10 protein-coding genes are annotated in these 13,403 nt (G+C 61.8%); 6 read left to right on the top strand and 4 right to left on the bottom strand.

Annotated elements, in window-relative coordinates; all coding sequences use genetic code 11:
- Positions 1 to 106 precede the first annotated feature (106 nt).
- The 4 genes from J7557_RS14015 (at position 107) to J7557_RS14000 (ending at position 5,501) form a co-directional block, all read left to right on the top strand.
- The gene (locus J7557_RS14015; RefSeq protein WP_291420677.1) at positions 107 to 1,120 is read left to right on the top strand and encodes a LacI family DNA-binding transcriptional regulator; all 1,014 of its coding nucleotides are present in this window, start codon (positions 107 to 109) and stop codon (positions 1,118 to 1,120) included.
- Positions 1,121 to 1,580: 460 nt separating this feature from the next.
- The gene (locus J7557_RS14010) at positions 1,581 to 2,762 is read left to right on the top strand and encodes a phosphoserine transaminase (RefSeq protein ID WP_291420676.1); all 1,182 of its coding nucleotides are present in this window, start codon (positions 1,581 to 1,583) and stop codon (positions 2,760 to 2,762) included.
- A gap of 91 nt (positions 2,763 to 2,853) precedes the next feature.
- Positions 2,854 to 4,437 carry a phosphoglycerate dehydrogenase gene (gene serA / locus J7557_RS14005; protein ID WP_291420675.1) on the top strand — a complete coding sequence of 528 codons (1,584 nt, stop codon included), beginning with the start codon at positions 2,854 to 2,856 and terminating at the stop codon, positions 4,435 to 4,437.
- Positions 4,438 to 4,571: 134 nt separating this feature from the next.
- Positions 4,572 to 5,501, top strand: coding sequence for an aldo/keto reductase family oxidoreductase (locus J7557_RS14000; protein ID WP_291420674.1), 930 nt, complete (start codon positions 4,572 to 4,574; stop codon positions 5,499 to 5,501).
- Positions 5,502 to 5,508: 7 nt separating this feature from the next.
- Here the strand turns inward: J7557_RS14000 and J7557_RS13995 are convergent, their stop codons facing one another.
- A complete protein-coding gene (locus tag J7557_RS13995; protein ID WP_291420673.1) occupies positions 5,509 to 6,456 on the bottom strand; it encodes a DMT family transporter in 948 nt (315 codons plus the stop codon).
- A gap of 179 nt (positions 6,457 to 6,635) precedes the next feature.
- On the opposite strand from J7557_RS13995, the gene J7557_RS13990 reads away from it, so the two are divergent.
- Complete coding sequence (locus tag J7557_RS13990) at positions 6,636 to 7,925, top strand: adenylosuccinate synthase (RefSeq protein ID WP_291420672.1); 1,290 nt, start codon at positions 6,636 to 6,638, stop codon at positions 7,923 to 7,925.
- A 48-nt stretch (positions 7,926 to 7,973) separates the two neighbouring features.
- Entirely contained in the window at positions 7,974 to 10,004 is a 2,031-nt protein-coding gene (locus J7557_RS13985) for a hypothetical protein (protein WP_291420671.1), read from the top strand.
- Here the strand turns inward: J7557_RS13985 and J7557_RS13980 are convergent, their stop codons facing one another.
- The 3 genes from J7557_RS13980 to thiB form a co-directional block, all read right to left on the bottom strand.
- The gene (locus J7557_RS13980; protein ID WP_291420670.1) at positions 10,005 to 10,643 is read right to left on the bottom strand and encodes an ATP-binding cassette domain-containing protein; all 639 of its coding nucleotides are present in this window, start codon (positions 10,641 to 10,643) and stop codon (positions 10,005 to 10,007) included.
- Positions 10,630 to 12,219: a hypothetical protein gene (locus tag J7557_RS13975; protein WP_291420669.1), complete on the bottom strand. Its 1,590-nt coding sequence runs from the start codon at positions 12,217 to 12,219 to the stop codon at positions 10,630 to 10,632. The genes J7557_RS13980 and J7557_RS13975 overlap by 14 nt, the downstream gene beginning before the upstream one ends.
- Before the next feature lie 177 nt (positions 12,220 to 12,396).
- A complete protein-coding gene (thiB, locus tag J7557_RS13970; RefSeq protein ID WP_291420668.1) occupies positions 12,397 to 13,401 on the bottom strand; it encodes a thiamine ABC transporter substrate binding subunit in 1,005 nt (334 codons plus the stop codon).
- Between the last annotated feature and the right edge of the window lie 2 nt (positions 13,402 to 13,403).

Raw genomic sequence — 13,403 nt, 5'->3', positions numbered from 1 at the left:
TAAAAGCATTTAGCAAATGCCGCGATGCGCTTAAGTTGTCAAGCGGGGGCGGCCTAGTTATGCAGACGTTGAGGATAAGCCCAAGGCGGGCGAGGAGGCTTGGGGCTTGCAGAAGAAACGGGTAACGCTGGCTGATGTTGCGCGGCTCGCCGGGCTTTCGACCACTGCCGCATCGATGATCCTCACCGGTCGGCCGGACACGCGCCTCTCTGCCGACGCCCATGCCAAGGTTCATGCTGCTGCCGCCAGCCTGGGGTACCGACCCAATGTCGCCGCGCGCGCACTCCGCACCGACAAATCTCGTTCCATTGCCTTCATTTCCGACTATGTGGCGACCACGCGCTTTGCGAGCGGCCTCATCAGAGGTGCGCTCGCCGCGGCTGAAGAAGCCAAACATGTCATGCTGGTACTCGAAACAGGCGGCGAGCCGGCCAGGGAAACCCAGGCGGTCGAAGCAGCGCTTGATCGGCAGGTCGATGGCCTTATCTTCGCCGCTATGCGGGCACGCGAAGTTTTTGTGCCAGACCTGCCCATAAACGTGCCCACCATCATGCTGAACGGAACCAGTGCGCGCTTCCCCGTTTCCGTTTTGCCAGACGAGTATCGCGGCGGTCGGCGCGCGGTTGAATTATTGCGTGATGCGGGCATCACGGAGGGCGTGGCTCTTCTCGGGCACAATGCGGACTCGGAAGCAGGGCTCTTTCGCTCCGAAACCATCGCACGCCGTTTCGCTGGAATTCGCGATGCAATGATCGCGAACGGCATGCGTTTTGTGGCCGAGTTGAGCTGCTGGAACTGGGAGCCGGCGCACGGTTACGATCTCACTCGCAAGCTGCTGAGGACGAAGCGGCCAAAGGCGCTACTCTGCCTTAACGACCGGCTCGCCTTCGGCGCCTATCAAGCATTGGGTGAAGCAGGTATCACCGTTCCGGAAGACATTGCGCTCGTTTCCTTCGACAATGACGAGCTAGCCTCGTATCTCCGGCCTGGATTGACAACGATCGGTCTGCCGCATGAGGAAATGGGTCGTAAGGCTGTCGAGCTTATGCTTGGTGGTATCGGCGCCGCGCAACTGGTCGAGATGCCTGTCATCGAGCGGGGCTCTTTACCGCGCAGATAAGCCAGTCTCGTCGAAGGAACCGTCGCGCAGCGCTTCTTACTGTTCCTAGCGGGCTGCGTCGCGGGTTCGATAGGTTCGTCGTGTGATCCGCTCGCGCTCGAGTAGGTTGAAGAAAAACTTTCAACCACGGCATTGCCGTCGCATGTGCATATGTCTTGCGCCGCTCATAAGCGAGTGGGCGATCAGCCCGGAGCGCTGCGCAACCTCTGAAACCTGATGCCGTGCTCGGCGATCTGGCGCACCGCATCACGCTTGAACAAGAAGGCGTCTATAAAGCTAGGGGCTATTCAGAGTGGCTACGCGAGATGCCAGCGAACCTTTGGATGGATGAGTAGCCGCCGCCACAACAACAACAGCCAGTCCCCAATCCCCATTGACGTCCAACCGGCCAAGGAGTATTTCCGGCCTTAGGACACCTCGCCCTAACGCGAGGCGCATAGGCCTGGGAGGGCCGCTTGAGATGGCTGATACGCCCCTGACCGCACCGGCGGTAAAACCGGCAAACCCCAATTTTTCGTCGGGTCCTTGTGCCAAGCGTCCAGGCTGGACGGTCGAAGCGCTCGCTGGCGCGCTGACCGGTCGTTCGCATCGCGCCAAGGTCGCCAAGGCACGTATTCAACAGGCCATCGACCTGACCCGCGAACTCCTTGAAGTTCCGGCCGATTATCGCATCGGCATCGTTCCCGCTTCCGATACCGGCGCCGTCGAAATGTTCCTCTGGAGCGCGCTGGGCGCTCGGGGCGTTGATATGCTGGCCTGGGAATCGTTCGGCGCCGGCTGGGTGACGGATGTGCAGAAGCAGCTCAAGCTCAATGACGTCCGCGTCCTCGAAGCGCCCTATGGTGAACTGCCCGACCTGACGCAGGTCGATTTCAACCGCGACGTGGTTTTCACCTGGAACGGCACGACCTCGGGCGTGCGCGTGCCGAATGCGGACTGGATCCCGGCCAATCGTGAAGGTCTGACCATTTGCGATGCCACCTCGGCCGCTTTCGCGCAGAAGCTTGATTTCCAGAAACTCGATGTCGTCACCTTCTCCTGGCAGAAGGCGCTGGGTGGCGAAGCCGCGCATGGCATTCTCATCCTGTCGCCCCGCGCCGTCGAACGTCTCGAAACTTTTAAGCCCGATCGTCCGCTGCCGAAGATTTTCCGCATGACCAAGGGCGGCAAGCTCATCGAAGGCATTTTCAAGGCCGAAACGATCAATACCGTCTCGATGATCTGCATCGAAGACGCGATCGACGCCATGCAGTGGGGCCTGCAAGTTGGCGGTTTGCACGCCATGCAGGCCCGCGCCGATGCCAATTTCAAGGTGCTGGCTGACTGGGTGGAAAAGACCGCTTGGGTCGAGTTCCTCGCCAAGAAGGCCGACCAGCGTTCGAACACCTCCGTATGTCTCTCGATCGTCGATCCCGACATCACGGCGCTCGATGATGAAGGTCAGGCGGCTTTTGCCAAGGCCATCGTTGCCCGTCTCGACAAGCTCGGCGTCGGCTACGATTTCGGCTCCTACAAGGACGCTCCGGCGGGCCTGCGCATCTGGGCCGGTTCGACGGTTGAAGCATCCGATCTTGCGGCCCTGACCCCCTGGCTCGACTGGGCTTTCGCCCAGGAAAAGGCCGCGCTCAAGGCTGCTGCCTGAATTTTTTGGCCCCGCCATGCGGCGGGGCACTCCCCCACATTCGCGCGGCGCTGATTGACCTGCTGCCGCACCCAAATTGGAAAAGCCCAAAATGCCAAAAGTTCTCGTTTCGGATAAGCTTAGCCCCACCGCCGTCCAGATTTTCAAGGACAATGGCGTCGAGGTAGATTACCTGCCCGATCTCGGCAAGGACAAGGAAAAGTTTCTTGAAGCCATCGGTCAGTATGATGGCCTCGCCATCCGTTCGGCTTCGAAGGTCACCGAGAAGATTATCGCTGCTGCGACCAATCTGAAGGTCATCGGCCGCGCCGGTATCGGTGTCGATAATGTCGATATTCCGGCTGCGACCAAGAAGGGCATCATCGTAATGAACACGCCCTTCGGCAATTCGATCACGACGGCCGAGCACGCCATCGCCATGATGTTTGCGCTGGCTCGACAGCTGCCGGAAGCCGACGCTTCGACGCGTGCCAGCAAGTGGGAAAAGAACCGCTTTATGGGCGTCGAAGTCACCAACAAGACCCTGGGCCTGATCGGCGCCGGCAATATCGGTTCGATCGTTGCCGATCGCGCCATTGGCCTTCGCATGAAGGTCATTGCTTTCGATCCGTTCCTGACCCCGGAACGCGCGCAGACGCTCGGCGTCGAAAAGGTCGAACTGGATGACCTTCTGGCTCGCGCCGATTTCATCACGCTGCACACGCCGCTGATCGATGCGACGCGCAACATTCTCAATGCGGAAAACCTCGCCAAGACCAAGAAGGGCGTGCGCATCATCAATTGTGCCCGTGGTGGTCTCATCGATGAAGAAGCGCTCTACAATGCCCTGAAGTCGGGCCATGTCGCCGGCGCGGCTCTCGACGTGTTCCTCGTCGAACCGGCCGAGAACAATCCGCTGTTCGACCTCCCCAACGTGATCTGCACGCCGCATCTCGGGGCTTCGACCACCGAAGCCCAGGAAAACGTCGCGCTGCAAGTTGCCGAGCAGATTTCGGCTTACCTGATGACCGGCGAAATCACCAATGCGCTCAACTTCCCGTCGATTTCGGCGGAAGAAGCCCCGATCATCACCCCTTGGGTGAAGCTTGCGGAAGCGCTCGGTTCGTTCGCGGGCCAGCTCACCGAAACCGGCATCAAGGGTATTTCGATCGAGTTCGAAGGCACTCCGGCCGGCCTCAATATCAAGCCGATGATTGCAGCCGCCATCAATGGTGTGCTGAAGCCATCGCTGGGTGACATCAACATGGTTTCGGCCCCGCAGATCGCCAAGGATCGCGGTATCACCGTCGAAACCACGACCCGCGACCAGCAGGGCGCCTATGAAGGCTATATCCGCCTGACCGTGACCACCGAACGCCAGACCCGCGGCGTCGCCGGCACGATCTTTGCCAATGGCAAGTCGCGCATCATCCAGGTCAAGGACATCAACATGGAAGCCGAACTGTCGCCGTCCATGCTCTATGTCACCAATGAGGACAAGCCGGGCCATATCGGTCGCCTCGGCACGCTGCTCGGTACGCTCGGCATCAATATCGCCAATTTCAACCTCGGCCGTGCCGAAGTGGGTGGCGACGCTATCGCCCTGGTCTCCATTGATGGTACGCTGACCGACGAGCAACTCGGCAAGATCGCCGCGCTCGAGGGCGTCAAGCAGGCCAAGGCCGTCCGTTTCTAAAAGTTAGAATTATTGACAATTGCCCCGTCGGTTCCCACCGGCGGGGCTTTCTTTTTAGGGGCAGGGCGCGCTAGTGTCGCGCCGTTCCCCTTGCGCCGCCGTGTCGGCGCCATCCCCAAAATTCCGAGGTTCTTATGAAGACCTTCAAGGTGCCCCACACCGATCTCACCGTGTCGAGTGTCGTTCTCGGGCTCATGCGTATTGCCAAGATGAGCAATGCCGAAATCCAGGCTCTGTTCGGCGCGGCCGTCGATGCCGGCGTCACCGTGTTCGATCATGCCGATATCTATGGCGGCGAGCGTCACCGCTGCGAGGAGCGGTTCGGCGAGGCGATCACGCTCTCCGCTGTCGAGCGCGAAAAGATCCTGATCCAGAGCAAGGTCGGCATTCGCAAGGGCTATTTCGATTTCTCGTCCGAGCACATTTTGCAGACGGTCGACGAATCCCTTGCCGCACTCCGCACCGACTATCTCGATGTGTTGCTGCTCCATCGCCCGGACACCTTGGTCGAGCCCGAAGATGTCGCTTCGGCCTTCGACAAGCTCGCGGCGTCGGGAAAAGTCCGCCATTTCGGCGTTTCCAATCACACGCCGGGCCAGATCGAGGTGCTGAAAACAGCGGTCAAGCAGCCGCTGCTGTTCAATCAGGTCCAACTCAGCATCACTCATGCTAATCTCTTTGCGCAGGGCGTTGCGGCCAATATGAACGGGCTCGACCAGTCGATCAGCCGCGACAATGGTCTGCTCGATTATTCGCGTGTGCAGGGCATGATGCTGCAGGCCTGGTCGCCCTTCCAGAAGGGCTTCTTCGACGGCGTTTTCGTCGGGGATCGCGAGGACTTCCCGGAGCTTAACGATGCCCTCGATGAGCTGGCGGAAAAGTACGGCGTAACGCCGACGGGCATCGCCGTCGCCTGGATCACCCGCCATCCGGCCAATGTGCAGGTCGTCCTCGGCACGACAAAACCGTCGCGCGTCCAAGAATGCGCCGCCGGTTCCTCCGTGCCGCTCACGCGCGAAGAGTGGTATCGCCTCTTCCGCACAGCCGGCCACACGCTGCCGTAAATTGACCTCAAGCGGTGCGTCTGCGCGCCGCCCACTCCGCCAGGACGATGCCAAAGATGATGATTCCGGCCGCGAGGAAGTGATAACCCTCAAGGCTCTCCCCGAGGATCAGCACCGAACCAAGCGTGCCAAAAACCGGAATGAGATTATGGCTCGGCGCCGCGCGATTGGCGCCGACCAGTTCAACCCCGCGGGCATAGGCGATCTGGCTGAACATGGAGGGGAAGGTCGCGACATAGGCGATCACCAGCCATACCGTCGGCGAGGCATGGGCGAGGGTGCCAACCGATTCGAGTCCGCCGCCGAACAGAGCCAGCATAATCACCGCCGAACTCGCCGCGCCGAAGAAGGACACGGCCATGAAGCTGAACATGTGCACCTTGGGCCGGAAGCGCAGGGCCAGCGTGTAGCCGGTATAGGCAAGGCAGGCGAGGATAACGAAGCCATCGCCGAGATTGACGTCCATGCGCAGGAGGCGAAGTGGGTCGCCATGCGTCGCGGTCAGGATCACGCCAAAGATCGCCAGCAGCACGCCAAAAATCTGCAAGAGATTGGCGCGCACGCGGAAAAACAGAAAGTTTGCACCGAGAATCAGCATCGGCAGCGAGGCTTGCTCGATGGCCGAATTGACCGCCGTGGTCATGGTCAGGCCGACATAGAGCAAGACGTTGAAGAACGCATAGCCGACAATGCCGAAAGCCATCAGCACCGGCCAGGTGCGCTTAACTTCCGCCCAATCATTGCGCAAGTGCTTGTATGCAAACGGCAAAATGAACAGCGTTGCCAGCACGCAGCGGCAGGCGAGCAGCAGGAAGGGGCTGATTTCGCCCACGACCAGTTTGGCTGCAACCACATTGCCGCCCCAGAAAAGCGGCGCCAGCACCAGCAGAAGATAGGGCTGATCGAGAAGTCCGGCGGAAATGCCGCGCTTTTCAGTGGTCTGCGGCTTTGTCATTGCGGCTTCAGTGATGTAAGGACAGTCGGACTTATCAGTTATTCGGCTGCAATCAAACCCGTGGGGGCAGTGGTCGAACGGACCGATGTCCGCAACCTGGGTAAGGGTGCTGCCAGCACAGCCGGCCCGATTTCATCGTGCCGGATTTCGGCACGCCTCAGTTTAAGGAAGACTGGACTATGGCGAATGTGGTTGTCGTCGGCTCTCAATGGGGCGACGAGGGCAAGGGCAAGATCGTGGATTGGCTCTCGGAGCGCGCCGACGTTGTCGTGCGTTTCCATGGTGGTCACAATGCCGGCCATACGCTGGTTATCGATGGTGTCAGCTATAAGCTCGCGCTGCTGCCCTCGGGCCTCGTGCAGGGCAAGCTCTCGGTCATCGGCAATGGCGTGGTCGTTGATCCCCACCACTTCGTCCAGGAAATGGCAAAGCTGCGTGGCCAAGGCGTGACCATCACCCCCGAAATCCTCCGCATCGCCGACAATGCCCCCCTGATCCTGTCGCTGCACCGCGAACTCGATGGTATCCGCGAAGACGCCAATTCCGGTCTCAAGATCGGTACGACGCGCCGCGGCATCGGCCCGGCCTATGAGGACAAGGTCGGCCGTCGCGCCATCCGTCTCATCGACCTCTCCGAACCCGACACGCTCATGCCCAAGATCGAGCGTCTCCTTTCGCACCACAATGCGCTGCGTCGCGGCATCGGCCTTGCCGAGATCGAAGCGCAGACGATCTATGACGAACTGACCTCCATATCAGGCGAAATCCTGCCCTTTATGGACCAGGTCTGGCGCGTGCTCGACGACAAGCGCCGCGAAGGCGCCCGGATCCTCTTCGAAGGTGCACAGGGTGCGCTGCTCGACAACGATCACGGCACCTATCCCTTCGTGACCTCGTCCAACACCGTTGCCGGCCAGGCTGCCGCCGGTTCGGGTCTTGGGCCCACGGCCATCGGCTATGTGCTGGGCATCACCAAGGCCTATACGACCCGCGTCGGCGAAGGCCCGTTCCCCTGCGAGCTCGACGACGAGATCGGCCGTCACCTGGCAACCGTCGGCAAGGAAGTCGGCGTCAATACCGGCCGTCCGCGCCGCTGCGGCTGGTTCGACGCGGTGCTGGTGCGCCAGACCGTAAAAACCTCGGGCATCACCGGCATCGCGCTGACCAAGCTCGACGTTCTTGATGGCCTCAAGGAAATCAAGGTCTGCGTCGGCTATGAGCTTGACGGATCACGGATTGATTATTTGCCCGCCTCAATGGGGGCACAAGCTCGCGTTAAGCCTATTTATGAGACACTCGAGGGCTGGTCGGAAACGACGGCCGGAGCGCGCTCCTGGGCCGAGCTCCCGGCGCAGGCCGTAAAGTATGTTCGCTATATCGAAGAGCTGATCGGGGCCCCGGTCGCGCTTCTGTCTACCAGCCCGGAACGAGCGGATACCATCTTGGTGGTTGACCCGTTCCAAGACTGATAATTTTTGCTAAAAGACGTCGCTGCAATTGTGAGTACCCAGTAGCCTATGGCGGACTATAAGGAGCTGTTGCGCCGAGCGATCTCGGCGCTGCCGGAGAACAATGGAGCTGCGCGGCGCGCAGTTTACGAAAAGGCGCGCGCGGCTCTGGTCGGACAATTGCGGGCTATCCAGCCCCCTTTGCCTGCCCGCGAGATCACACAGCACCGGCTCCAGCTCGAAGATTGTATCCGACAGGTGGAACAGGAAGCCAGCGAAGCGGTCATCAGCCTCGGGCGCGACAACATGTTTGCGCCGCGCCCGGCGCCGGCGGCAGTCGCTCCCGCAGCCGCCGCGCCGCCTCCAGCAGCACCACCCTCGCGAGCGCCCGAGCCGGCGCCCGTGGTGGAAACCAAGCCCGTCATTGCCGAGCCTCTTCCGATCGCCGCTGTAAAGCCGGTCGAGCAGCCCGCTGCAGTGGAGGTCGAGGCGGAAGTCGAGCCTGAATCGGACGAATTGCCGGCCGATGTCGTGCCGAGTGAAGTCGTCGAAGAAGACGAAGGTCCGCTCTCGATCGAAGAAATCATCGGTCAGGCCGCTAGTGTCGGTGGGGCACGGGTCGAACCCGTCGCAGCCCCTGTTCCGGTCAGAGACGAGGTCGCTGTCCAGCCCGCAGTTCACGTGGTCGCCGAAGAGATAGATCCCTCGCCTGCGTCGGCTCCCGTGCCGCTCAAGCGTCCCAGCATTCTGCCGCGCCGCGATGCCTCGGTTGCCGTCAGCACTGCCGCCAATGGCGGTTTTAGTGCCCAGCCGGCTTTGGCGCGCGTCGAGCCCTCCATGGGATCGAGCGCTGCCCTTGCCCGCCAGGCTGTGGTCGAGCCCGAAATCAGCGTTATCGAACCGCAGGTCGAAACGGCTCTTTCGAGCGTGCGCGAGGTCGAGGTCGAGCCCGACGAGACCCGGGAAGCCGAAGGCGCGATTGAACGGGCCATCGAAACGCTTGATCGCGAGGCTCGCGGCGAGCCCACGGAAATGTTGCCCGAGCGCGAAGCGCGCGCCGCGCGCGACGAAACCCTTATCGATGAAAACGCCGATTCCAGCGCTTTTGACGCGGCTGATGGCGAACGGCGATCCGGCGCCGGCATGACGATTTTCCTCATCGTCTTTGCACTTCTCCTCGTTGGTGCCGGCGGCGCCGGCTTCTGGGCTTGGCGCGAAGGCTATGTCGATCTTGACCAGATGTTCGGCCGTGCCGAGCCTGCCGTGGCCGAGACCACCGAAGTTCCCGTGCCCACGACCCCGACGCTCGACGCTCCTGCCGGGCCCGACGCCACCACCGGCCCGGGCAATACGGCAACCACGACGCCAAGCGAGCCGACGACATCCATGCAGGGCATCGACGCCGAAGAGCGGCTGGAACCGACGCCTGAGGCGGTGACGCCAAGCGGCACCGAAACCGTGCTGCCCTCCATTAGTGGCGGCGAGAACAAGACCGAAGAACGTCTCTCCGGTGCCGATACCAGCATTGCCGCGACCAATGACCCTGCCAACAGTGTCGATCCGGCTGTGCTTGCCGGCAGCCAGTCGCTGCTGCTCGAAGCCTCGGCCGATGGTCGTACCGGCGCAGTGCCCTTCTCGGGCACGGTCGAATGGACCAAGGGCGAGGATGAGCTTGGCCTGCCGACGCTGATTGGTGAAGCCAGCATTCCGGCGCGCAATCTCAATGTCTCGGTGACGATCCGGAAGAATGGCGATCCGAGCCTGCCGGCCAGTCACCTGATGGAAGTCAATTTCGACGTCAACGACACCTTTGTCGGCGGCGCCATTTCGAGCCTGCCCGGAGTTCTGCTCAAGAACGAAGAACTCGTGCCCGGCACGCCGCTGGTGGGCGCTTCGGCCCGCGTCATGGGCAATAGCTTCCTCTTTGCCCTCTCGGCTTCGCCCGACGACCAGACGACCAATTCGCAGCTTCTGGAGTCGCGCCGCTGGCTCGACCTTGCCATCGTCTATGGCACGGGCCGCAACGCCATCCTGACGCTCGAGAAGGATTCCGATGCGCAGGCGCTGTTCAACGAAGTCTTTGCGGCCTGGAACCAGTGATCAGGCCGGCGTAAGCCGGCCTTCCGCCAGGCGATAGCGGCGTGCTGCAAGCGCCGCTATGTCGTCCTCATGGTGGCTCACGAGGATTGTGTGCCAACCCTCGCTCTGCGTGAGTTCACCTACCAGCGCCCGAATGACTTTTCGCGTGTCGTCATCGAGCGCTGAGAAGGGTTCGTCCAGCAGCAGAATGGCACGGTGCCGCAGCAGCGTGCGAGCCAAGGCCACGCGCTGCTTCTGCCCGCCCGAAAGCGTCGCTGCGGTCTGATCTGCGAGACCTTCCAGTCCGACACGCACCAAAACCTCTTCTACACGTTGTCGACCTTCGGCCTTGCTCGTGCCCTTTGGCAGACCAAGAGCGATGTTTTCGCGGGCGCTGAGATGATCGAAGAGATTGTCCGATTGCAGCAGTAGTGAGAGGGGACGTGTCTCGGGCGGCAGGGGTAGGAGGTTGGCGCCGTCGAGCGTCAGCGCACCACTTTTCGGCGCCAAAAATCCTGCGATAAGGTCGAACAGTGTCGACTTGCCTGAACCGCTGGCCCCGGAAATGGCCGTGACGGAACCTGCCTCGGCCTCGAAGGAAAAGTCATAGGTCTGCGTCTCTTTTCCATAGGCGAAGGCGAGGTGCTCAGCTTCGAGCATGGGCGATCCTTTCAAAGAGGCGCGGCAGGCCGACAAAGGCGATGATGGTGCCGACGAGTAGAATGGCGGCGATGGCCGCGGCGTCATTGCTGCGATAGGCGCCGAGGGCGCGGAACATCATCAGCGGCAGGGTCTGGAAATCCTGCGTGCCGAAAAGCGCGATGACGCCGAGATCGCCGAGCGAAAAGCAGAAGGCGAGGGCGAGCATGAGCCCGATGTCTTTTCCGAGCAGCGGATATTCCACCCTCCAGAACTGTTGCCAGCCCGAGAGCCCGAGCGAGCGGATGAGTTTTCCGCGCGCCCGCACCATGGCATCGAGCGGGGGCCCGAGCGTTGCCACCGCAAAGGGCAAAGCAAGGAGACTGTTGGCGATGATGACCACCACCGGGGCGGCCTGCGCCGGGGCAAGACCAAGGTTACGCACGATGAGGAAAAAACCGAGCGAGAGCACCACAGCCGGCACTGCGAGATAGGCAAAACTCGGCGTACCCAAGAGAATGCGCAACGGCCTTCTTCCACTCGCCGCGCGGCCCAGCGTCAGGGCGAGAGCCAGCAGCAGGGTCAGGATGGCCGAGGCGCTGCCGATGATGAGGCTCGTTGCCAGCGACCACCAGAAAGTCGATTGCGCCAGCACCCGGCCAAAACCGGAAACCACGCCGTCAATCAACACCGACAGGAGCGGCAGCGCAAAGCCGACCGTCGCCAGCAGCAGCACCAGCCATTGCAGCGCCTGCGCCGGGACGGCATCCCGCCAGCTCGGCGCGACTGAACGGCCATGCACGCTGACGACTGGCGTGCTTGCCGAGGCAAGGAGAATGACTACGGCGCAGACCGCAATCTGGGTCAGCGCCAGCCGCACCGCGCCGACGAGATCGAAATCGAGCCGAACGGCGGAATAGATGGCCACTTCCAGCGTCTGATTGGCCGGCCCGCCGCCGAGCAGCAGCACGATCGGGAAGCTGGTGAAAGCCAGAAGAAAGATGATCGCACCAAGTCCCGGCAGGCTTGAACGGATGGCTGGCCAGTCGATCAGGGCAAAGCGTTGCGTCGCTGAAAGCGCCAGGGATTGCCCGACCTTCAGCCGCGTCGCGGGAATTGCGTCGAGCCGCGCGAGAAGAATACGCGCGGCAAAGGCGCCGTCGAGAATGACATGGGCGAGCAGAATGCCCGAGAGCCCGAAGGCGGGATTGCCCAGCGAGAAGCCGAAAAGCGCCTCGCTCGTCTGATTGATCCAGCCATTGCGGCCCCAGATGGAGAGGAGCCCGAAGGCGACAACCATGCCGGGGGTGACAATGGCCGCTGCAAAGAGCCCCACGACAAGATCGCGACCCGGGAAGCGCAACCGGTTCAGCGCCCATGCCAGCGCCGTGCCGACGGCGAGTGATAGAACGGTGGTCAGCCCCGCCTGAATAGCGGTCATGCGTAGCAGATGTGGAATATCCACGCGCGAGGCCGAACTCGGTTCGGTCGCCGCGTCGAGAATGGCCCAGAGCACGGCTGCAATCAGGCCGGCAATGGCGATTGCGAGAACGCTTGAAACAGCGATGCGGGCAGGGCGGGGGGGAAGAGTCAGCATGTTTGCAGGTCCGATGGGCCGGTTCGCACCCCCTCCCATCCTCCCCCATCAAGGGGGAGGTGTTGCATCGAGTATGGCGCACAATGTTTCCGTATCCACCGGCCTGCACCTCCCCCTTGATGGGGGAGGATGGGAGGGGGTGTTGGCGTGCGCGTGTACCAGCGGCCAGTCACGATCTTACTGAACCGCCGCCAGCATCTCGTCGATCCAGGCGGAGGAATTGGCCAGAATATCCTCGTCGCTGAGCTGCAGCGTCTTTTCGGGCTGCGGCAGGCCGGCAAAGGCGGGATCGAGATCGGCGCCGAGGTCAACCACCGGGAACATCCAGTTGGTCGTCGGAATGATTTTTTGGCCTGCGGGCGAGGCGAACCAGGCGAGGAACTGCTTGGCCAGTTCCTGCTGATCCGAAGACTTCAGGACGCCGGCTACTTCGATCTGCGGGTAATGCCCCTCTTCGAAGAGCGCGGCCTTGATGGTCTCATCCTTGTCTTCGATGATGTGGTAAGCGGGCGAGGTCGTGTAGGAGAGTGCCATGTCGGCCTCGCCATCGAGGAAGAGAGAATAGCTCTCGCTCCATTCGCGCGTCACGGTGAGGATATGGGGCTTAAGCCCGGCCCAGATTTCAGAGGCGCGATCGCCATAGGCGGCCTTGATCCAGAGCACGAGACCGAGGCCGGGCGTTGCCGAACGCGGGTCCTGCACCACGATCTTGAAATCCTCGGGCATGGCGATCAGCTCTTCGAACGACTTCGGCGGCGTTTCTGTCCGGTCCGTGTCGTACATGAAGGCGAAGTGCGAATAATCGAAGGGCACGAACTGCTGATCGGTCCAGGCTTCGGGCAGCACCAGATTGTCGAGCGTCAGGCCATGATCGGCAAAGAGCCCGGTGGCGCGAGCTTCTCCGGCAATCGCGGTATCGAGACCAACGATGAGATCGGCTTCGGTGGTCGGGCCCTCAAGCTGCACGCGGCGCAGCGTGCCGATGGAGCTATCGGCGGCAACCCAGTTGAGCTTGCAGCCGCAGACCGGCTCGAAGGCGGCAGAAAGCTGTGGGCCGGGACCCCATTCTGCGGCAAAGCCGTCATAGGTGTAGATGGTGAGCGTGGGCACATCCTGCGCTTGCGCAGAAACAGCAGACAATCCAATAAGGACCGCAAGCGCCATGGAGATGGATTTGACCATTT

Origin of the sequence: Devosia sp. (genome assembly GCF_017744655.1) — a bacterium.
Taxonomy (GTDB): Bacteria; Pseudomonadota; Alphaproteobacteria; order Rhizobiales; family Devosiaceae; genus Devosia.
Note: the sequence above shows the minus strand (reverse complement) of the source record. Positions and strands in the feature narration are given on the sequence as shown.

Excerpts from the sequence above, each read along its gene's own strand:
- J7557_RS14010 (WP_291420676.1), top strand. The coding sequence starts at position 1,581 with ATGGCTGATACGCCCCTGACCGCACCGGCGGTAAAACCGGCAAACCCC.
- serA (WP_291420675.1), top strand. The coding sequence starts at position 2,854 with ATGCCAAAAGTTCTCGTTTCGGATAAGCTTAGCCCCACCGCCGTCCAG.
- J7557_RS14000 (WP_291420674.1), top strand. The coding sequence starts at position 4,572 with ATGAAGACCTTCAAGGTGCCCCACACCGATCTCACCGTGTCGAGTGTC.
- J7557_RS13995 (WP_291420673.1), bottom strand. The coding sequence starts at position 6,456 with ATGACAAAGCCGCAGACCACTGAAAAGCGCGGCATTTCCGCCGGACTT.
- J7557_RS13990 (WP_291420672.1), top strand. The coding sequence starts at position 6,636 with ATGGCGAATGTGGTTGTCGTCGGCTCTCAATGGGGCGACGAGGGCAAG.
- J7557_RS13985 (WP_291420671.1), top strand. The coding sequence starts at position 7,974 with ATGGCGGACTATAAGGAGCTGTTGCGCCGAGCGATCTCGGCGCTGCCG.
- J7557_RS13980 (WP_291420670.1), bottom strand. The coding sequence starts at position 10,643 with ATGCTCGAAGCTGAGCACCTCGCCTTCGCCTATGGAAAAGAGACGCAG.
- J7557_RS13975 (WP_291420669.1), bottom strand. The coding sequence starts at position 12,219 with ATGCTGACTCTTCCCCCCCGCCCTGCCCGCATCGCTGTTTCAAGCGTT.
- thiB (WP_291420668.1), bottom strand. The coding sequence starts at position 13,401 with ATGGTCAAATCCATCTCCATGGCGCTTGCGGTCCTTATTGGATTGTCT.